At 64.3% G+C, this 20,740-nt stretch carries 16 protein-coding genes and 1 pseudogene; 14 read left to right on the top strand and 3 right to left on the bottom strand.

Translation table 11 applies throughout. The features are described from left to right. Positions 1-94: 94 nt before the first annotated feature. Positions 95-1,933 carry an FTR1 family iron permease gene (locus CWS50_RS04140; RefSeq protein WP_127841773.1) on the bottom strand — a complete coding sequence of 613 codons (1,839 nt, stop codon included), beginning with the start codon at positions 1,931-1,933 and terminating at the stop codon, positions 95-97. A gap of 183 nt (positions 1,934-2,116) precedes the next feature. Here CWS50_RS04140 and CWS50_RS04135 point away from each other — a divergent pair, with 183 nt between their 5' ends. Continuing rightward, positions 2,117-3,139, top strand: coding sequence for an FAD:protein FMN transferase (locus CWS50_RS04135; RefSeq protein ID WP_243118452.1), 1,023 nt, complete (start codon positions 2,117-2,119; stop codon positions 3,137-3,139). Positions 3,140-3,181: 42 nt separating this feature from the next. On the opposite strand, the gene miaB is transcribed toward CWS50_RS04135, so the two are convergent. Beyond that, the gene (gene miaB, locus CWS50_RS04130) at positions 3,182-4,927 is read right to left on the bottom strand and encodes a tRNA (N6-isopentenyl adenosine(37)-C2)-methylthiotransferase MiaB (RefSeq protein ID WP_127841772.1); all 1,746 of its coding nucleotides are present in this window, start codon (positions 4,925-4,927) and stop codon (positions 3,182-3,184) included. A gap of 279 nt (positions 4,928-5,206) precedes the next feature. On the opposite strand from miaB, the gene CWS50_RS04125 reads away from it, so the two are divergent. The 9 genes from CWS50_RS04125 to CWS50_RS04085 all read left to right on the top strand — a co-directional run bounded on the left by CWS50_RS04125 (position 5,207) and on the right by CWS50_RS04085 (position 17,620). Beyond that, complete coding sequence (locus CWS50_RS04125) at positions 5,207-6,112, top strand: aminomethyltransferase family protein (protein WP_127841771.1); 906 nt, start codon at positions 5,207-5,209, stop codon at positions 6,110-6,112. Between the two features lie 155 nt (positions 6,113-6,267). Then, on the top strand, positions 6,268-6,609 hold the full coding sequence (locus CWS50_RS04120; protein WP_127841770.1) for a hypothetical protein: 342 nt from the start codon (positions 6,268-6,270) through the stop codon (positions 6,607-6,609). A gap of 14 nt (positions 6,610-6,623) precedes the next feature. Continuing rightward, on the top strand, positions 6,624-8,018 hold the full coding sequence (locus tag CWS50_RS04115) for a hypothetical protein (protein ID WP_127841769.1): 1,395 nt from the start codon (positions 6,624-6,626) through the stop codon (positions 8,016-8,018). Beyond that, positions 8,015-8,635: an ABC transporter ATP-binding protein gene (locus CWS50_RS04110; RefSeq protein WP_127841768.1), complete on the top strand. Its 621-nt coding sequence runs from the start codon at positions 8,015-8,017 to the stop codon at positions 8,633-8,635. The genes CWS50_RS04115 and CWS50_RS04110 overlap by 4 nt, the downstream gene beginning before the upstream one ends. A 717-nt stretch (positions 8,636-9,352) precedes the next feature. Continuing rightward, entirely contained in the window at positions 9,353-12,022 is a 2,670-nt protein-coding gene (locus CWS50_RS04105; protein WP_164860074.1) for a type 2 lanthipeptide synthetase LanM family protein, read from the top strand. Next, a complete protein-coding gene (locus CWS50_RS04100; RefSeq protein WP_127841766.1) occupies positions 12,019-13,248 on the top strand; it encodes a cysteine peptidase family C39 domain-containing protein in 1,230 nt (409 codons plus the stop codon). Before CWS50_RS04105 ends, CWS50_RS04100 begins: the two co-directional genes overlap by 4 nt. Further along, the gene (locus tag CWS50_RS04095; protein WP_243118507.1) at positions 13,220-14,221 is read left to right on the top strand and encodes an ATP-binding cassette domain-containing protein; all 1,002 of its coding nucleotides are present in this window, start codon (positions 13,220-13,222) and stop codon (positions 14,219-14,221) included. The genes CWS50_RS04100 and CWS50_RS04095 overlap by 29 nt, the downstream gene beginning before the upstream one ends. A 145-nt stretch (positions 14,222-14,366) precedes the next feature. Next, on the top strand, positions 14,367-15,122 hold the full coding sequence (locus CWS50_RS04090; protein WP_127841764.1) for an ABC transporter ATP-binding protein: 756 nt from the start codon (positions 14,367-14,369) through the stop codon (positions 15,120-15,122). Continuing rightward, on the top strand, positions 15,119-17,620 hold the full coding sequence (locus tag CWS50_RS04085; RefSeq protein ID WP_127841763.1) for an ABC transporter permease: 2,502 nt from the start codon (positions 15,119-15,121) through the stop codon (positions 17,618-17,620). Before CWS50_RS04090 ends, CWS50_RS04085 begins: the two co-directional genes overlap by 4 nt. Positions 17,621-17,693: 73 nt before the next feature. Here the strand turns inward: CWS50_RS04085 and CWS50_RS04080 are convergent, their stop codons facing one another. Continuing rightward, on the bottom strand, positions 17,694-18,095 hold the full coding sequence (locus CWS50_RS04080) for a hypothetical protein (protein WP_243118450.1): 402 nt from the start codon (positions 18,093-18,095) through the stop codon (positions 17,694-17,696). A 542-nt stretch (positions 18,096-18,637) separates the two neighbouring features. On the opposite strand from CWS50_RS04080, the gene CWS50_RS04075 reads away from it, so the two are divergent. The 4 genes and pseudogenes from CWS50_RS04075 to CWS50_RS13415 all read left to right on the top strand — a co-directional run bounded on the left by CWS50_RS04075 (position 18,638) and on the right by CWS50_RS13415 (position 20,358). Beyond that, positions 18,638-18,961 (top strand): Dabb family protein, encoded by a 324-nt coding sequence (locus CWS50_RS04075; RefSeq protein WP_164860072.1) that lies wholly within the window; start codon positions 18,638-18,640, stop codon positions 18,959-18,961. Beyond that, positions 18,958-19,368, top strand: a pseudogene (locus CWS50_RS14040) (DMT family transporter); the annotation flags it as partial. The gene CWS50_RS04075 and the pseudogene CWS50_RS14040, both read left to right, overlap by 4 nt. 175 nt (positions 19,369-19,543) lie before the next feature. Further along, entirely contained in the window at positions 19,544-19,921 is a 378-nt protein-coding gene (locus tag CWS50_RS13420) for a DMT family transporter (RefSeq protein WP_341472744.1), read from the top strand. Continuing rightward, positions 19,918-20,358: a DUF2000 domain-containing protein gene (locus CWS50_RS13415; RefSeq protein WP_139738299.1), complete on the top strand. Its 441-nt coding sequence runs from the start codon at positions 19,918-19,920 to the stop codon at positions 20,356-20,358. The genes CWS50_RS13420 and CWS50_RS13415 overlap by 4 nt, the downstream gene beginning before the upstream one ends. The last annotated feature ends 382 nt before the right edge of the window (positions 20,359-20,740 follow it).

Raw genomic sequence — 20,740 nt, 5'->3', positions numbered from 1 at the left:
TAAGTTGACAGCCGTGCTCCCCGGTCCTCCCGGGGCGGCGGGGTCCTAGGTCAGTAGCCGGTCAGTAGTCAGAGTCAGGCTCACAGAGTCAGGCTTACGGGCTACCGGTGCCCTCCTCCGCGTCCTCCACGGCCTCTGCCTCCTGCGGGGCCTTGCTGTCGCGGCTGTCGTGCGCACCGTCCTGCTCGACCTCCTCGGCCTCCTGTCGTGAGGACTCGGGCTCCCCGGGTGCCGCCACGGCCTCACGGCGACGACGCACCGCAGAGACCAGGGCCAGGCCGATGACGACGACCGCCATGACCGCCTGGGCAGCCAGCGTCTCCACGTAGGGGTAGACGCCCAGGTAGTCGTAGGTGGGCCACCCCACGACATAGGTGGCCGGGACAACGTCGCCCTCCAGGAGGGCGTGGACCCCGCCGCCAGCGAAGACGACGACGAGGACCGCCATCATGGCTGAGGTCACCAGGAAGAAGGGGCGCAGGGGGATGCGCACCGAGGTGAAGCGGATGAGGAGGAAGACTGCCACCAGCACTGCGGCCCCTGCGGCGAATCCCTGCCAGACGCTGGCACTGCCACCGGGGTCGAGGGCCAGGAGCGCCTGGTAGAACATGACCGTCTCCGCCCCCTCGCGGAAGACGGCCAGGAAGCTCAGGGACGCCAGCGCCCACACGCCCCCCTGGGAGACTGACGCCTCAGTGCGGTCCCTGATGTACCTGTTCCACGACTCCACCGAGGACTTCGACAGCATCCAGCTGGAGGTGAACAGGAGCATGACCATGGCGACCAGGGCCACCACGCCCTCCAGGACCTCCTGGTGGGCAGAGGCGGAACTGAACAGGACCGAGAAGAGCACCGCGACCACGCCCGAGGCGGCCAGCCCCAGGGCCACCCCCAGGTAGATGTAGCGCACACGGTTCCTCATCCCGACCTTGACCAGGTAGGCGATAACCGCCGCGACCACGAGGATCGCCTCCAGGCCCTCACGCAGCAGGATGAGGAAGGCCTGGCCGAAGGACCCACTGAGGAAGGCCCGCACGGGGCTGATCTCGCCCGCGCCGCCGTCCAGGGCGGCGGCGTCCTCGGCGAGCATGGTGGTCAGCAGCTGCGCCTGGGCAGCGACGTCCCCGGTCGAGTCCTGGGCCACCATGGCCTTGCGAACCACCTTGAACTGGTTCTCCACCTCGGAGACGCGGCTGCCTGAGATCGCCGCCATGACGGTCTTCTCAAAGCCGAGCTTCTCGTAGTAGCCGTAGTAGGCGTCGTTGACCAGGGCGGCCCCCGCCTCACCGTCCCCGGCCTGGGCCTCCTCCACGCCCTGGTTGATCAGCCCGGTCATCTCCTCAGCCACCTCGGTCCAGGTGCGGTCCCCACGGCCCTCGTTGACGCTGGTCCTGCTGGCCTGGATCTCGGCACGCTGGGAGGCGATCGCGGCAGCCTGCTCCTCGGCGTAGTCGCGGGGACCCGCCAGGTCGGTGGTGGCGTCGAGCTGGGTGGCGGCCTCGGTGACCTCCTGGCTCAGCCCGGTGACGCCGTCGCTGAGGGCCTGGTCGTTGCCCAGGGAGTAGGCCGCGGTGCGCAGCGCCTCAAACTTCTCCCTGTGGTCCTCGGCCACGTCCTCCCCGAGGGTCTCGGAGACGGCCGCCGACATGTTGGAGGCCTTGTAGGAGGAGTGGTAGGCGCGCTGGAAGCCGGAGGCGGCCCCGGCGGTGTCGCCGTCCTCGTACTTGGTCAGCGCCGAGTGCAGGCGCTCGTCCACGACGGCCGCGGCCTCGCTCCAGGTGTCGTGGTCGGTGTCGGAGTCCGAGGCGCGGGCCGGGGAGAGCGCGCCCGTCACAAGAACCACCGGGGACAGCACGAGGACCACCAGGAGCAGCAGAGCCGCGACAACCGGGCCGGGAACCGGGCCGGTACGGGCTGTGGGGGCTGAGAACATGCTGGAGGGGTCCTTCATGTGGCAGGGTCGTGTGGCAGGGTCAGGGTGTCACCGTCGTGGTGAGGTCATGAGCGAGGTTGTTGTGGGTTCATCACCAAAAGCATAGGTGAGGCTTTCCTTTATGGCGAAGACTATGCTGAGGTAATAGCTCTCGTCAAAGGCTGGCAGGAGGAGGCGGCAGCCGTGGTAGCGACCAGCGCCGGGCAGGCCCGGGCCCAGTACCTGGACCACAACGGCAGCGCCCTCAACGCCCCGGGCGCCCCCGGCCCAGGCGACCACCTGAGGTACTCGTGGTCCCTGCCCGCCACGGGGACCACCTGGCAGGTCCGTACCAGGCATCCGCTGGGAGAGCGGCCCCGTGAGGCGGTAACCGCTCTCGTGGAGCAGTTTGAGCAGACCTGGTCGCGGTTCCTCCCCTCCTCCCTGGTCCGGCAGGCGGCGGACGGCCGCCTGGGGCAGGGACCGCTCGTGCTAGCGCTGCCCGCAGGCAGCTCCACGATGCTTGATCTCTACGACCACCTGTACCGGCTGACGAACGGGCGCCTCGACCCGCTGGCTGGCGCCGACCTGGTCGAGCTGGGGTACGGCCCCGGCCTCGACTTCCGGGTGCGTGACGGTGCCGCGCACCGCCTGGGAGCCGTTCACGGCCGACCGACCTGGGGTACCACCGTGAGCCACACCGGCGACAGGCTCAGACTCGAGGCACCGGTCCTCGTCGACGTCGGCGCGGTGGGCAAGGGGTTCCTGGCGGACCTGGTAGGCGCCCTTCTCGCCGACCACGGCGTGGAGGAGCTCCTGGTAGACGCCTCGGGCGACCTGCTGGTGCGCTCGTCGCGGCCCGTGAGGGTGGGGCTGGAGCAGCCGGGCAGGCCGGGGCACGTCGTGGGTACCGTGGAGACCTGCCGGGGCGCGGTGTGCGGCTCGGGCACGGACCGCCGCACCTGGGGCCACGGGCTCCACCACCTGCTCGACGCCGTGACCGGCCTGCCCGTTCAGCAGGTGGCGGCCGCGTGGGTGGTGGCCAGCTCCTGCGCCGTGGCCGACGGCCTGGCTACGGCACTGTTCACCACCGCGCCCCAGGACCTGGCTCGGGGCGTCCAGGGCGCCCCGGGGTTTGACTACGACTTCGCGCTGCTGCGCACCGACGGGTCGGCGTCGGTCTCACGCGGCTTCCGCGACCTGCCCGCAGAGATCTTTACCGCGTGACCTCTGTGACTCCTGTGTGACTCCTGTGGCTCCTACGAGTCCTCAGGACGTCGGGGCGCCGACGCGGATCCTCGGCATGCCGATGGGCACCGGGGCGGAGTCCGGCTCCGGGACCGCGCGGGCCTCGGTCTGGCGCCGCTGCCAGGCGTCCCCCGCCCGGGTACGGCGGACCTCGAAGAGAGCCGGGGCGTCGTCGAGCCAGAAGCGGCCCCCTGAGCCGCCAGCACCACCGGCACCACCACCACCAGCAGCACCGGCGCTGCCACCTGCTACCGCGCCCGGCGTCCCCGGCCCACCCGCGCTGCCTGGTCCCGCGCACCGGGCGGAGTCGGCGATGAGGTGGTGGGGGGCGCCGTGGGTGACGCGCACGCTCACCATGTCACCGGGTCGCGGCGCGCCACCGGCGTAGTCACCTGCGTCCAGGCCCTCGGGCAGCGCCAGGTGCACCAGCCGGTTGTCCACCGCACGCCCTGAGACCCGGGCGGTCGCGGCGTCACGGCGCCCCTCCCCCTCGGCGACGAGCACCTCCACAACGCGCCCCTCCTGGGCGGTGTTCTCCTCGTGGGTGATGCGGCGCACCAGGGCGTCCAGGCGCTGGTAGCGCTCCTTGACCACCTCGGTGGGCACCTGGTCCTCACGGTCCGCTGCGGGCGTGCCCGGGCGGGGGGAGTACTCAAAGGTGAAGGCGGAGGCGAATCTGGCGGCCTCGACCACCTCCAGGGTGGCCTGGAAGTCCTCCTCAGTCTCCCCGGGGAAGCCCACGATGATGTCGGTGGTGATGGCAGCCTGCGGCATACGGGCGCGCACCTTCTCCAGGAGGGCCAGGAAGCGCCGGGAGCGGTAGGAGCGCCGCATGGCGCGCAGCACCGTGTCCGAGCCGGACTGCAGCGGCATGTGCAGGCTGGGCATGACGGTGGGGGTGGAGGCCATGGCGTCGATGACGTCGTCGGTGAAGGCCGCCGGGTGGGGGCTGGTGAAGCGCACCCGCTCAATGCCCTCGACCTGGCCCACAGCCCGCAGCAGCCTGGCGAAGGCGCCCCGCTCCCCGAAGCCCACCCCGTAGGAGTTGACGTTCTGCCCCAGGAGGGTCACCTCGATGGCGCCCTGGGCGGCCACGGCCTCGACCTCGGCCAGGACGTCACCGGGGCGGCGGTCACGCTGCCTGCCCCGCAGGGAGGGCACGATGCAGAAGGTGCAGGTGTTGTTGCAGCCCACGGCGACCGACACCCAGGCCGCGTAGGGTGACTCCCTGCGGGTGGGCAGGGTGGAGGGGAAGACCTTGAGGGACTCCTCCAGCTCCACGGCGGCGGCGCGGTTGTGCCGGGCGCGCTCCAGCAGGGCGGGCAGCACGTCCAGGTTGTGGGTGCCGAAGACGACGTCCACCCACGGCGCCCGCTCGACGATCCTCTCCCCCATCTGCTGGGCCAGGCACCCGGCGACAGCGATCTGCATGCCGGGGCGCTGGCGCTTGACCTCCGCCAGCTGGCCGAGGTTGCCGAACAGGCGGTTCGCGGCGTTCTCCCGCACCGAGCAGGTGTTGAGGATGACGACGTCGGCCCCGCCGTCACCGGCCGGGGTGGCCCGGGCCGCAGCCTGCGGCACGTCCTGGGCACGCCGGTAGCCGGCCCCCTCCAGGAGGCCGGCCATGTGCTCGGAGTCGTGGACGTTCATCTGGCAGCCCAGCGTGCGCACGTGGTAGGTGCGCGGCACGGTGCTGGCGCCCCGGGCGTCCAGGGCCGGGGCGGACGGGGCGGGGGCAACGGAGGTCGAGGTGTCTGCCGTGGTCATCGGCAGTGATTCTACGGCGGACAGACGGTGGATAGACAGCGGGTCGGCAGCAGACGGGAGGCGTCGTGCTGCTGCGGCGCCCCTACAGGGCAGGGCACGAGTCTCAGCCAGAAGCGAGGTATCGTAGGCAGAGCAGGCAGGGGCGACCGCGACTCGCCAGGCTGCACCAGATCAGGACACCAGGAAGACACTGAGAGAAGACACCGAGACAGGCCAGGACCAGACCAGTACGGGGTCGGCAAGGCCCCGGGAAGGACCAGGAGGACCCAGGGAGAGCCCATGAGCACCATGATCGCGCCGTCGAGCACCTCAGTGTGCCACACGCCGCTGCGCCGCACCCACGACCGCCTGGGAGCCCGTCTGCGCACTGTCAGCGGCTGGGCCATGCCCTGGTCCTACGTCGGCGAGCAGGCAGAGCACCGGGCGGCCCGTCACTCGGCCGGGATCCTGGACCTGTCCCACACGGGGGAGGTCAGGGTGGAGGGACCAGGAGCGGCAGCAGCGCTGGACGGGGTCCTGGCCGACCGCGTCTCCACCCTGGCAGTGGGCAGATCGGGCTGCTCGGCGATCGCGGGTCCTGATGGCGGTGTCATCGACGGCGTTCTGGACGAGGTCGTGGTCCACCACGTCGGCGAGGAGGAGTTCCTCCTGGTCACTAGTGCCGCCAGCCGCGAGCGCGTGGCGGCGGAACTGGTCCTGCGCTGCGCGGGCACTGGGGCCCGTGTCACCGACCTGTCCCTAGACACCGCTCTTATCGCGGTCTTGGGGCCACGCGCACCGGAGGTGCTGTGCCACGTCGTGGGCTCCGGCCCGGGCATCCCTGCGGCCCTGGGTCCAGCACCCGGCCAGACCGAGCCGGGCGGGGACGTCCCCGACGTCCTGTGCGGGACGGGCATCGTGGCGCGCCTGCGCTGCTGCGCCATCGTGCGCGCCACGGCCGCGGGGCACTCGGTGCTCCTGGCCCGCACCAGGCGCCACGGCCAGGACGGCTTCGAGCTGTTCTGCGGCTGGGAGGACGCTGAGGACCTATGGCACACGATCACCGGCGCCGCTGCCGCGCTGCCCGCCAACCATGGCGATGCGGCCGACCTGGCGGTGCTCACCCCCTGCGGCCTGGGCGCCCACGGCCTGCTGCGCCGGGAGGCGGGAGTGGCTGGAGTGACTAAGGGACCGGAGTCGTCCTAGACAACCAGGCCTCCCAGAAGCGGCTAGTCGCATCCTCGACCCGAGGGACACGTGTCTGTTACGGTGCTCATGACGTTGTCTCCGGTCGCACTCTAGAAGGCACCATGGCACGACGCACGACAGGACCTACAGCTGGACGCCCACTACGCCGCCTCATGCTCGTACTGACTGCCGTCAGTGCCGTCTGCGGCTGCGGCACGGCGCTCCTGGGCTCAACAGGGGGAATACCCCTGGCTGTCGCGGGAGTCGGTGCCTCACTGGTCCTGGTGTCGCTGCTCACCAGGCTCCACGAGCGCGCGGTGGGTGCGTGGCTGATCTTTATCGGTGCCGTCATGCTTGCCGTCACCGGGACGCTGCGCCACACGCACACCCTTGAGACGGTCCCACCCACCCTGAGCGCCTGGGTGGGCATCATCGCCTCCGGCCTGCTGGCTGTCCTCGCCGTCATGACCTGGACCGAGCGGGCTGAGGCGAGCCGCCCCAGCAGGAACTTCTGATCAGGCAGACTGCCATGACGGCCACCCCCGTGACAGCGGCGGCGCTCCTGTGGGCCTATGACGCGGCCACACGCTTCGGCCTGAGATGGAGGCCCAGGACGCTCCTCGCCGTCGTCACCGGGCTGACCGTGCTGGCAGTGGTGCCGGTGCTTGCGCTGGCACTGCTGGTCGGTCGGCTCGGCGCCGCCACTGACGTCACCCCGCCCTGGCCTGCCCTGGGAGCCGCCTGGGCTGTCTGGCAGCTGGCACACACAGCAGTCTCCCAGAAGCGGGAGGAGCTGACGGCACCGGTGCTGGCACCACTCATGCGGGCGGTGGACCTGGGAATGCCTCAGTGGTTCCTGGTCCGGTTCGCGGTACCGGCGGTGGTCAAGGGCCTCTTCACCGGCCTGGCGGCCAGCGGCCTGCTTGTGGGCAACGGGGCGGACAGCACCTGGGCCGCCCCGACCCTTCTCGTCATCGCTGCGGGCACGGCTGCCGAGCTCGCTCTCATGGCCCAGCTCATGACGCACCAGCGCGGCCCCCGCCAGCTGCTCACTGCCGTGCTGCTCTGCCTTGTGGGTGCCCTCGCCCTTGCCCTTGTCTCGACGAGCACGCTTCCCCGCCAGCTCGGGCTTGTCGGCGCCTGTGCCGCACTCACTGGCCTAGCCGCCGCAGAGCTGCGGACGGTAGCGGGCGCAGCCTGGGTGCCAGCCCGTACACGGCGGCACCGCCACCGTACCGCCCTGCCCCTGTGGGTGCCTGTGGCGGTACGGACGCTGGTGGTGCTGCGGCTGGGGTGCTGGGTGCCACCGGTGCGGGCGCTGCTGCTTCGGTTTCTGACGCTCGCTGTGCTCCTGTGCGTGGCCCTGGTCGCTGCCAGGACGAGCATCCCTGAGATCGGCACGGTGGTGGCACGCAACGGTGAGTCTGCGGCTCGTGTCGTCACGCTCGGGGCGCTGCTGCCCGCCCTGGCGATCACGGACACAGGGGTCAGCTGGTACGGCGTGCGCAGCCGGTGCTACCAGCTGCGGGCCGCCTGGGAGGCGGGTGCCTGTGGCTACGGGCTGGCCGTCGGCAGCACCCTGGCCCACCTTCTTGACGGTCTCCTGGTCTCCGGCGCCGTCAGTCTGGTCTGCCTCGCCCTGGCAGCCCCTCCCACGGCGGCAGGGCTCCTGTTGCCGGTGGGGGCCTCGCTGGCCGGCCCCCTGGGCAGCGCGCTCGTACCCGCGCCGCAGCTGCCAGACGGACGCTGCCGGTCCTCCCTGGCAGGGGCGCTGGCAGGCATGGCCCTGCTGGGACCCCACCTCTACGCGGTCCTGACCCCCTCAGCCGCCGCACTGCCCGTCACCGCTACCGTCGTCCTGCTTGGAGGTCTGCCGTGGGTGTCCCTCATGGTCATCCGGAACGCGTCGTTCTCGATCGTGTGACTTTTGCCTACTCGGAGGACGACCCACCGGTCTTCACCGACCTCTCCATGAGGTTCCCGCGCGAGGGGCTCGTAGCCTTGCAGTCCCCCAACGGCTCCGGCAAGTCGACACTTGTCGAGCTGGTCAGCGGCTACCTCAGGCCGGGGGCCGGACGAGTCCTGGTGTGCGGGCACGACGCCGCCAGCCCCAGTGCCCGCCCCTGGCGCAGGGTGGTGCGGACCAGGCCCGCCCTCTACCCGGCGATGAGTCTCTACGACCACCTCGCCTTCTCCAGCCACCTGGCGGGCTCCCAGTTCCACGACGTGCTGGAGCGCGCTGGCCGCTACCGGCTTGAGGACTGGCTGGACACGCGCGCCGACGAGCTCTCCTCGGGTACTGAGCGCAAGCTGTGGCTCATCATGTGCACCCTGGGGGACTTCGACGTCGTCATGCTGGACGAGCCCTTTATCGCCCTGGACGACCAGGCCCGCGCGGAGCTCAACCGGGAGATGTGCCGGTGGCGCGAGGAGGGCAGGCTGGTCGTCGTCGCCGCCCACGGCAGCCCCGAGGGGTTCCAGCCGACCGCGACGCTTCGGCTGCCCCCGCCAAGGACGACGGGGAAGGAAGAGAAGGAGTAAACCAGTGGGTGCGACCGTCCGCGCACACAGGCTGGGAGCCGTCTACGGCTCCCAGCAGCGTCACCTACTTGCATCCTGGTGTCAAAGCCTTGGTCTGCCACGAAGGCGCGTTGACGAGCTGCTGAAGACCGTCGGCCTGAGCACGCTGAAAGGGCGACGGCTGGGCCAGCTGTCGCTAAGCATGCAGCAGCGGCTCACTCTCGCCCCACAGCCGCGACTGTTGGTCCTTGACGAGTCAGACACGGAACTAAACGGGTACATTAGATTCGCCACCGGCGAACAGAGTAGCGAGGAGAGCAGGAAAAACACCTGGTCGAAATTATTTATGTGCCTACGCCACTGACAACAGTTTTGCCGCGAAGGCGACGGGGTTGCTTATGCAAGCCAGGCGGATTACGGTCAAACTACCTGTCACCGTGGCAGGGGATCGACAAGAGAAAAGATAAATCATGCGCGAGAATGCGTTTGATGCCGCTGGCAGCGTGGCGAAGGAACTGTCGCTGCAGGAAATCGACGAGAGGGCGGCCCAGACCGCTGGTGGTCTGTGGACAGTGCCGACGACCAGCACTATCGGCCTTGTCTGCACGCTATCATGGGAGTGCACACGGCCGCCTCGCCTTTGCGGCTCCTGAACTGTCCTTAGCAATCTGCTGATCTGTGCCGGAGCAGCAGCGTCGCTGCTGCTCCGGCACAGACATGACTATGAGCGGAAAACTTATGACCTACTATGAGCCTGAGCGTGTACGTGACCTCTTTCCCGAACTGCCAGACATCGAGGCAGTTAACCTCCTCCTGGCCGAGGTCTCCAGTATGGACCCCGCAATGGTCCCCAGTCCTGCGCACAATGTTTTAAAGCTCAGCAGTGTGGCCCCCGTGCGACCGACAGAAAGTTCGCAGGAATATCTCGGATTCGACGGTTTTGCCCGACGCGTATGCCATGCTGATCGGGTCGTTCTCCAGAAAATTTTTGAGGGCGCAGAGGTTTCAATCAAGCACGCGCTAGACCTGGCAGAATCAGCTTGGTTGGTTCTAGTCGATCGAGTTCAGCAGGTGTCATCCCGTACCCTCATCGCAGCGATGCACGTTCTGCGCGACAACGGACAACTACAAGGCAACTCCAGCGAGGAGCGCTACGAGTACTTCTGCAGGTTAAGTGCAAGCGAGGAATTTGAAAGAGGATTATTGCGGGTGTTTCCTGAGTTAAGTAATCAAATTTCCTATCTCAGGGCCGAAGCCGCCAAGACGTTGCGCACCTTCCTCGTCAGACTGGAGCGCATCAAGAAGGACGACCAGTTCCAGGCAATCGTGGGCTCCAACCCAGCACTCCTCTCCCTGACCTCAGCCGGAAGCGACCCGCATGCCGGCGGCCAATCTGTTCTCATTGCCGAGTTCGAGAATAATAATAACCGCATCGTGTATAAACCGCGACAGATGGGCGCCGAACTCGGTTTCGGGCGACTCGTGGAACGGTTCAACCAAAGCGCCGCCACCAATCTCCCGACGCTCCGAATAATCGACTCAGATGATCACGGATGGCAAGAATACGCGAACATGAAAGACGGGGGCTGCGCTGACGAATACTTTCGGAAATGCGGCCATCTCCTTGCGATCCTGCACATTACTGGCGCGTCGGACATGCACTACGAGAATGTGATCAATCATAACGGCGGACCAGTGGTGGTCGACGCGGAGACCCTATTTTCGGTCAATATGCGGCGCAACGAGGGAGGTAAAGAGGCCGACGACGCAATGGTTGCGCTCGCTGAGTCTGTGTTCTCAACAGGATTTCTTCCGTCCAGAATAGATACAGTCGACGGCTCATCGGAGTCGGTTGACGTCGGGTTTCTCGGTTATGAACCCGGACAGACCGCAATCACGGCAAGTACCATATTCCGCGACATCGGAACAGACAGGATGTCCGTCGATTTCGGGTTCGGAGAGATCAGCGAACCATCAGTCGTGCCACCAACTGCAACGTCACCAGACGCTCCTGGAACTGTAGCGAGTGCATTTGGGCAACTTTATGATTGGATCAGTGCTCACAAGCGAGAAGTGTCGAACTGGATCGACGAGTTGTTCTCAGGTGTTCACGTCCGTGCAGTGTTGGACAATACCAGAAAATACTATCAGCTATTGAGCCTAGCAACACACCCTGAGTTTCAGATGTCACCGGAACTGACAACAGTTCTCTTCCACCGGTGCGGCATCGGACGGATGGAACACGTCACCCCGGCCGTCATCCGGGCAGAGATCCGCGACCTCAAGCAACGAGACATACCGTACTTCACCCTGCGCTCGGACGAAACTGGGGTCTACGACTCCCAGTACAAGGCTGTCGCGGACCCACTGGCAATGCCTCCCTTGACGAGGGCGCGTCAGTCCCTTGAGAGAATGTCAGAACACAAACGTGAATTCAACATTCGGACGATCCACTCAAGTTTCGTCAACAAGACCAGCGCAGACTTGGACCGCCCTGGTTGGGGAAACAGGTCGGAGCGACGCAACCGTCCAGCATGGAACTCTAGTGTGCTCTCCTCGAACGGCCTTGATGACTTAGTTAGGATCATCGCTGAGCAGTACGCCCGGTTCGCTATTCGACCACGGAATGGGGACCCGGTTGAATGGTTGGGCGCAACGTTATCGAACACGACCCAGGTGCACCCATGGCGATTTCGGCAACTCAGCGACGGCCTCTACGCCGGTCGTTCAGGTCTCTCACTATTCCTAACTGCCGCGTCAGAACATTTAGGCGATTCCAAATACGCAGATCTGGCGGAAGACTATCTCCTACCCCGGGCAAACGAGCGTATCTACAGTGGGTACGCTCATGGCTTAGCAGGATTGATGGCGGCGCTCTCGACATATGGAGTCCACAGCCCCTGTGCGTCGGCGCTTCTTGATGACTTGGAGCAGAAGTTTGTCTCCTTGTTCGAGGAGGTGGAGATGCCGTGGTCGATTAGTAGCGACGCAGCAGACCGGCGTGCGCACGGATGGTGCCATGGAGCACCTGGAATTCTCGTGAGTGAGCTTGTTCGGTTCAGGAACGGGTCAGACTCCCGGGGTCAGCAGATTGAGGAGCTGACGGAGTTAGTTGCCGACGAATGCTTTGACCTCAACTTTTCTCTCTGCCATGGGGATATCGGCAACCTCGTCATTCTCCAGCAAGCTGCCGATCTGCAAGACAGAGCAGATCTTCTTGTTAAAGTCAATCAGAGGGCCAACGCCCTTGCTGCCGAGATAGTTCCTCGTGCGATGGCGCGTTACAACGCGAAGACCCTCCTGAACGACGCCTTCATGGTCAGTCTCCCTGGTGTGGCTTACGGATTAGTGCAACTCCAGGGAGGCGGTTGGCTCCCGGATATCTTCACTTGCGGCGTGGTTCAATGAGCCGAGTCCGTGCCCGTCGTCGGCCAAAACTTGTGCGCCAACTGAACCAGACGGAGTGCGCTCTGTGCTGCTGCGCGATTCTATTACGGTCACAAGGTTCTTCGGTTACCATGAACGACCTTCGGTTAAGATACACCGTTGGCAGGGATGGATTGAACATTGCGCATATTGCGGAGATCCTGCGTCAAGAAGGAGCGACTCCGCACGTGTTCGCAGTTACTGCTGATGAGGTAATAGGGTTACGAGAGCCTGCGATCTGCCACTGGAATAGCAACCACTACGTAGTGGTCGACCCCAGAAATAATGTCAGAATTCGCATAGTTGATCCGGGTGCTGGAGTCATCCGCTTAGGCTTCCAGGAATTCAGCGACAAGTTCGGCGGATACGCGATCACTATCGACCCTCATCCCGAACCAGTACGACGAAACGTGCCTACCGCGTTTTCGGTACTTTGGCGGCTTGCGAGATCACACGTCCTTCTGCTCTTGATTACGCTCGCCGTAGCACTTGGATCGGCCCTTGCGACACTGTGGCTACCTCAACTTCTGTCGGCGACATTCTCAATGGATATAGCAGGGTCGAGCAGTTTACTGTGGCCGCTTTCCGTGCTTGCTGGTATTGCGTTGGGATACGCCCTTTTGACACTTACCCGCTCGATCGTCTCGCTCATCGCGGCTACAGCAGTCGGTAAGTCGATGTCGCAAACTGTGTTTAGTCGCATGATGAGGCTTCCTTATGGTGACCTGGCTCATAGAGGTGTCGGCGACCTTCTCTTCACTTTAGACTCGGTTCAGCGACTTCGCATGCTCATCACCACCGACTTTATCGTCGTAGTCGTTGGGGCGATCATGGTGACAACCCTGATCATCTGGTTGACCGTCGTGTCTCCATTAGCCGGTATCGTGGCTGTTGGTTTGATCGTCCTTCTCGTAGTACTCGCGCTAGCGTCTGGACGAGGGGTTCGACGGTTCTCTCTCGAAGAGACCCGGCGCCGGGCAGAGTTGCAATCGATCCAGGTCTCTGCAGTCTCGGGGCTGGAGTCCATCAGAACCAACGCGATGGAGGACGCCTACATTCAAAGGTGGCGAACCTCGAATAATAGCGTCCAACGCTATTCGGTTGGCCTCCAAAGTATACAGGGCGTCTTTACTGCGCTGAGTGCTAGTATGCAGCTCGTCGATCCTCATCGTCTTGATCGTGACTGCAGGTGCGTCAGGTGCTGTTGACGCGGCTCTGATCGTCTCTGTGCAGGCTCTTGCAGGCTTCTTGCTTGGCCAGGTCTCTCAGGTGACGGGCTCTTTCTCCCAGGTCGCCCAAGGGTGGACGTTACTTGAGCGGGTCACGGACATACTTATCCGGCCGGAAGACTCGACGTTTCGCGGCCACGAAACTCCCGCGCCGGGTGCCGCTGTTGTGGTCGACAACGTCACGTTCTCATATGATTCTTTCACTAATCCAGTGCTGTCCGATGTCACTCTTAGTATTCCCTCTGGAGCGACGGTCGCGCTGGTTGGTCGCTCGGGTTCAGGAAAAAGTACCCTTGGTCGCCTCATCGTAGGGCTCCATGAACCATCCGTGGGTCGTACCGAGATCGACGGACGTGCTGTATCGGAATTTGACAGACATCAATTCTACGCCAATGTCGCATATGTCCCTCAGAACGTTGTCCTTGACACCGGAACTTTAAGAGACAACCTTATAATGGGGGCAGGCAAGGTCACCGACACGGATATCATGGAAGCCGCCAGAAATGTAGGGTTCGAAGATGACATATGTTCACTGCCATTGGGGTTGGACACTCCGGTGGCACAAATGGGGCAGAATTTCTCGGGTGGCCAGCGCCAGAGAATCGCGCTCACACGGGCCGCATTGAAGAAGGCGCGTATCGTCGTCCTCGACGAAGCCACTAGCTCATTGGACAACACGGCAGAGGCTCGGGTCACCAAGTTTTTTAGTGGACTTTCTGCGACTCGCGTGGTGATCGCCCATCGGCTGTCAACGGTGATTGACGCTGACATCATTTTTGTTATAGACAACGGGAAAGTAGTGGAACGGGGCCGCCATCAGGAACTGATCGAAAGGGGCGGCGCCTACAGTGAGTTGTACCTGCGGTCGAGAAGTGAGGACTCGTTGTGGGACGGATCGCGACCAGACGACGGTGCCGGGAGCGACCCCTCGACGGCTCGCCCTGGAGGATGACCGTCAGCTCCTCCGGGAGGATGATCCTGAAAGTGGGACATGGCACCCAAGTTCGATGATGCATAAGTTCTATTTGGAGTACCCTAGATGCTGAACACAGGCAATCGACTTCCAGCATCGATCGCAAAAACAAGAGAGGACTAGTATGCAATCAAGCAAGGCGGCAGTACGAGCGGTCAACCTTCGGAAGACGTATGGTTCGGGCGAGGCGGCAGTGACGGCTTTAGGAGGGGTAGACCTCGAGGTCGCTCAAGGAAGTTTTCTGGCGGTGATGGGGCCATCTGGTTCCGGAAAGTCCACGCTCATGCAGACCATGGCCGGGCTGGACTCGCTTGACGCGGGCGAGGTCTGGATCGAGGGAACCAATATCACGCGACTGCGCGACCGTCAGCTGACGAGGATGCGCCGGGACCGCATTGGTTTCATCTTCCAGTCATTCAATCTTGTCCCCACACTCACCGCCGAGCAGAACATCCTCCTCCCACTCAAGATCGCGCGCAAGAAGCAGGACAAGGAGTGGGTGTCGCTGGTTGTCAAGGAGCTCGGTATCGGGGACCGCCTGAGCCACAGGCCGCACGAGCTCTCCGGCGGGCAGCAGCAGCGCGTCGCCATCGCACGGGCGGTCATGACGCAGCCAGCCGTTGTCTTTGCCGACGAGCCCACGGGAAACCTGGACTCCAGCTCTGGCACACGGATCCTGTACCTGCTGAGGGACATGGTCTCCGAACTCGGCCAGACAGTGATCATGGTGACGCATGACCCGAAAGCCGCCTCATACGCGGATGAGGTCCTCATTCTTGCAGACGGCAAGGCGCGCGAGACCATACAGGAGCCGACGCAGCGCGCCGTGCTTGAGGCGCTCAGCAGGCTGGAGTCTGACGACGAGGAGCCCACCTCATGAACCAGGTACTGCTCTCCTCCGTCCGGGCACACGTCGGTCGGCTGATTGCGACTGGTCTGGCGGTCACGCTGTCTGTTGCCTTCGTCGTGACGACCTTGCTGCTGTCCTCGTCCTACAGGCAGACAATGGTTGACGGCCTCACAGCCCAGATGGACCAGGCCGACCTTCAGGTCGCGGTCACCGACAACGACGCTGAGACTGCTGATATCGACGAGCAGGTCGCAACCGCTCTTGAGGGCCTGCACAGACTTGAGGAGGTTGCGGCAGCAGACGCGCAACGGTCGTCCTACGTGCAGGTCGCCTTCGGCGCGCGACGCGCCAATGCAAGTGTGGAGCCCCTGCTGTCACCGCAGAACCGGTGGCAGGAGCTGTCGTCAGGAGACTGGCCGAGCGCCCCTGGTGAGGTGGCGATAGATGACGGCAACGCTGAGGCACTGGGGGTGACAGTCGGTGATACTCTCAGGGTGACGAACGCAGTTGGTCACGGTGGGTCTTCTGACCTCACCGTCGTCGGGCTCACCTCAGCTGCCAACGCTGGTTTCAGCCAGGGAACCCCTGTACTGATCACGACTGAGGCGACGTTTGAGGCACTTGGGCCGTCGGCTGTGACCACGGGAATACTTGTGAGCGCCTCCGAGGGGGTCTCGCCTGGGGCGCTGTCGGCCCGTGTCGCCGAGCATGTCGTTGTCGGCTCATCCCTGTCAGTCCTCACGCGTGAGGAGGCTGTCGAGCACCAGCTTGCCGAGCTGTCGGGCAGCAGCACGCTGCTGACCAACATGATGCTCGTGTTCGGGGCGGTGTCACTGCTCGTGTCCGGGTTCGTCATCGCCAACACGTTCCGTGTGCTTGTCGCCCAGCGGACCGCAGAGCTGGCCCTCCTGCGGTGCATCGGGGCAGGCGTTGCCCAGGTGTACCGCCTGATCCTGCTGGAGGCAGGCATTGTGGGGCTGGTCTTCTCTGCCGCTGGTGCCGCCATCGGTACTGGTGTCGCAGCTGCACTCGTGTCAGCAAGCGCCTCGGGCGGCACCGGACTACCGCTGTCGGCCTTCTCCATACCCCCGCTGATGGTGGCCGGGGCGACTGCGTGCGGCACCGTCGTGACCACGGTGTCCGCGCTGGGGCCGGCTCGCAACGCTACCAAGGTGCGCCCCATTGCCGCCCTGCGGCCTCTTGAGGCTGTCTCCACGAGACGGGTACCGGTTGCGGCGGCCGTCATCGGACCAGGGCTGACAGTTCTTGGCGCAGTCGCAATGGTGCACGCGGCAGGACGGGGATCAATTGCTGTGGCCGTTGCTGGTGGCCTCGTCGCCAGCCTTGGAGTTCTCGTGGTATCGTCGGTCCTGCTCCCATTAACCGTGAGGCTCCTGGGGATGCTCATCTCGCCCGTGTCCGCACCCACACAGTTGGCCGCAGCAAACGTCAATCGCAACAGACGACGCACCGCTGCAACCGGGGCCGCCCTCCTTATTGGCAGCATTCTGCTCGCGATGCTGACAACGGGCGTCAGCTCTGCACGTGAGTCCGTGGTTGCTCAGATCGACGACCGGCGCCCGATTGACCTCATCGCTGAGACAGCGCCCGGCCAGGCGATTGACACGGAAACGATCGCAGCTATCACGAACGTGCCGGATGTTGTCGCCAGCGCGGAGATCCTCACAGGAGCCGTGGACCTGGAGAGCGCCTCGACCACTGTGCAGCAGGCCGTCGCAGAAGGCGTGGACCAGCAGGCGACGAGCAGTGTCGCCCGCTCAGAGGTCTCCGTCCCGCAGGCAGGCAGCGTCCACGTGAGCCCGGATGACCCGGCCGCTCGGTATGGCGGCCAGCACATCACCGCACGTGGCGCTGACGGTGAGACGACGCTGGTGGTCGTCGTGGACGAGGACGTGCCCGAAGGCATCGTGCAAGTCGCGTCGTCTGAACTCGTCGACATCGACTCCAGCCCAGATGTCACTCGGCTGCAGCTCCGGCTGGAGGACGGGATGAGCCCCACCGACATTCAGTCGGTCATGACTGACATCTCGGCCCTCGACGAGGACATCAACGTCTCCGGAGGCGCCCAGGAGCGTGCCTACTACAACCAGATCCTCGACACCATGCTCATGGTGGTGCTCGCCCTGCTGGCTGTCGCGGTCGTCATCGCCTTCGTCGGTATCGGCAACACGGCCGCGCTGTCGGTGGTCGAACGGCGTCGGGAGTCCGCGCTCCTTCGCACAGTAGGCCTGGGACGAGGACAGCTCATGGCCATGATCTGCACCGAGGCCGGGCTGACGGCCATCGTGTCGACCGCGCTCGGCCTGGTAGCCGGGGTCCTCCTGGGGTGGGCTGGCGTCACCACACTCGGGCAGTCAGCATCGGAAGTCGAGATGACCCTGCACGTACCGTGGGGACAGCTGGCCGCCATCCTGGCTGGGGCCGCCGTCGCCGGCACGCTCGCTGCCCTCCTGCCCGCGTACGCAGCGTCACGCAGGCGTCCTGTCGAGGACCTGGCAGCCGCATGAGCCTCCCGTGCCCGAGTCCCGGTCCCCTCAGCAGCAGGACCGGAACCCGCCCTGCCGCCGCCTCCCTCCGGCCTCAGCCCGGCTGGTGGTGCCGGGAGGCGATCCGGGCGTCGTTGGCGGTGGCCCGGGCGAAGGCCACCCCCGGTGCCGCCACGGACCCGAAGGAGGCCAGGTCCCTGCGGAACACCACGGCGGCGAACCAGTCCATCATGATGCGCACCTTGCGGTTGAGGGTGGGCACGGCGTAGACGTGGTAGCCACGGTGCGCCGTCCAGGCCACGAACCCGCGCAGGCTGTGCCCGAGGATACGGGCCACCCCCTTGCCGATGCCCAGGGAGGCCACAGTGCCCAGGTTCTCGTGGGCGTAGGACTCCAGGAGGGGCTCCTGGCCGGGCGCGGCGGTGAGCACGGCCACCAGATTGTCAGCCAGGACAGGAGCAGCCTTGGCACTAGCAGTCCACACAACAGCGCGCATATCAACCGCAGGGACGGTGGCCAACCGGAAGGACTGCGCCCGCCAGGTCACCACCGTTTGGCACGAAACCCCCCACACGCCAGACCGGTCTCGATGTGTAGCACGTTCTGGGCCGCCAGCAGGACGATCCGCGACCTGGCAACCAGACGAGACCGCACGCTACGCGAACGGGTCCAGGACTCAAAGACCTCGCAGTCCCCCCTCATGCAGCAGCGGGCCAGGAGCAACACAACGTGGCCACACCCCGCCTCTCCCACAACACATCCAACAACTAGCGACACGCAACACTAGACGCAACACGGTGCCCGCACGTTCTGCAGGCAGCACCCCTGGCATCGCTGCGTAGGACCCCACCATACAGAACGTGCGGGACCTGACTGACAGCCAGTCAGAAGGCGTTGCACGTCACACTCGCCCGCACTTGGCTAACATCCGGATGTAATATATACTCTTAACCGCAGGAATCTAGTTGCCCAGAGAGTTGCGATCCCCTCACCCTGAGCGAGGCGCGCCCCACCTCCGATAAGCGAAGGAAAGCCATATTGAACGGGACTCATCTAATACACGTCGTCGCGTTCACATTGAAGCCAGGAATCTCCCGCGAGGACCCCCGGGTTCAGGCCGCCGCCACGATCACCGGCGGCCACCCTGCAACCATCCCGGAGATCGCCACCTGGGCTTGCGGGTGGGACACCAGCCGCAGGCCCGACTCTGCCGACTTCCTCGTCGTTGGCACATTTGATACTGCCGTTGACTATGACACCTTCCAGACTCACCCCGACCACCAACGGGGCAAGGAAGCATGGAAGCAGATCGCGACTTGGAGCGTGGCAGATATTCTCGCAGTTAACAGCGAACAACCATGAGACGCGACTCGGCACTGCCCCACATCAGCGCCGTCGTGGGCGCCGCCCTACTGTGGAGTACCTCGTTTGCGGTAACGAAAGTCGTGCTCCCTTACGTGGGAGAACTGGCCCTCGGGGCGATCAGGTTCCTGGTCGCAGCCATACTGCTGATAATCGTCTGCGCCCTCACCCGAACAAACCTGCGCGCACCTTGGCGAGCCCACGCGTCCGTCGCGGGCGCGGGGCTAGTCGGCATCACGATTTATTTTACCCTCGAGAACTATGGAGTTGCCCTGGCTACCGCCACCGATGCCGCCCTGATCGTGGCTTCCTATCCGGTTATAGCAATGCTTGCTGAAGTAGCATTTCACCGTCGTCGGCCAGCCCTGATCAACGTCGTTGGAGTTCTGACCGCTTTCATCGGCGTAGCGTTCGTTACCATCGACGCGCCCGCCCAGGAAGCAATCCACCGACCTTGGGGGATTCTCTTCCTCTTCCTTGGCGGAGTTGCGTGGACCGCCTACAACATGATTTCAACCCGGAAGCCTACTAACGTGGCGTCACGCCAACACCTCGACGTACTTCCCACGACAGGCTTGCAGAATCTCTGGGGGGGGGATCGGATTTTGCCTGCTCATACATCTTCTTCCGGAGGGGACGACCATCAACCTCAGTTCGCCTGCGATCTGGTTGATTGTCTATCTCGCCGTCGGCTGCTCCGCTCTGGCGTTCCTTCTCTACACGTTCGGGCTCACCGTGCTGAAACCAAGCCAGGCTGTCGCAATCCTGAACCTTGTGCCCGTGTTCGGAGTCGTGTGGGCGGTCGTAATCGCCGGAGAAGAGGTCACCATCCTCAAGTTAGTCGGCGCAATCACGGTCATCATCGGTGTCGTCATGAGCTCGCGCAGCACTCTTCCCCCTTCAAGAAAACAAAGAACTCTGGACAGTATCCCTCAGTTCCAAAAGGAGTCCCGCTTATGAATACAGAACACCAGAAAAGGGGCCACAAGACCGTAATCGTCGTCGACCGTCATCTCCCTACGGGCCTTGCCGTCAATGCCGCCTCGATTGTCGCGGCAATGATCGCAGTCAAGTTCCCCGAACTCATGGGTCCTCCTGCAAAAACGGCTGACTCCGAGTTGCCTGGGGTCATCTTAGCCCCGCTTCCCGTCCTGGCCGGCAGTGCAAAATTGCTCACATCCGCGTGGAGCCACGCCGATCAGGATGATTCTGGGATTGACGCTTTCCCCTTCACTCGCCTGGCGCAGGGATGCAAGACCTATGATGAGTACATCGCCAAACTGGGGTCGACGATCTCTCGCGACCTCGAACTCGCTGCGATTGGTCTCTGTGGCCCCAAGAAGGCCATTAACTCCCTCACCGGCGATCTTCCGCTCTATCCCGTCAAGGAGAAGTAGCCATGATTCCACTCGGAGACGCAGACCTGTGGGAGACTGCGAAGGAATTTACCGTCGCCCAGAAACGCCAATGGACTGGTGAGATGAGTGCGGATGCGCTAGATACATGGCAGTCCACGAACTTACGGCAAACTATAGAATATTGCCAGAGCAACTCTCCTTTCTACCAGAATCGCCTTGCGGGCCTGAAATCGACGACACCTATTCAATGCACTGCCGTTCACTACCAAAGATGATCTCCGGCGTCATCTTGATGAAGTACCAAGCCTGAGCCTTAATCGCACATGGGTCTACTACGAGACTACAGGCACCACGGGTGCCTCCACCCCGTGCCCACGCACCGCCGAGGATTCCATTCGCACTGGGGTCGCTCTTTATGAAG

Origin of the sequence: Actinomyces wuliandei (assembly GCF_004010955.1) — a bacterium.
In the GTDB taxonomy this organism is placed as follows: domain Bacteria; phylum Actinomycetota; class Actinomycetes; order Actinomycetales; family Actinomycetaceae; genus Actinomyces; species Actinomyces wuliandei.
The sequence above is the reverse complement of the archived record's forward strand: the minus strand, read 5'-3'. Positions and strand labels throughout refer to the sequence as shown.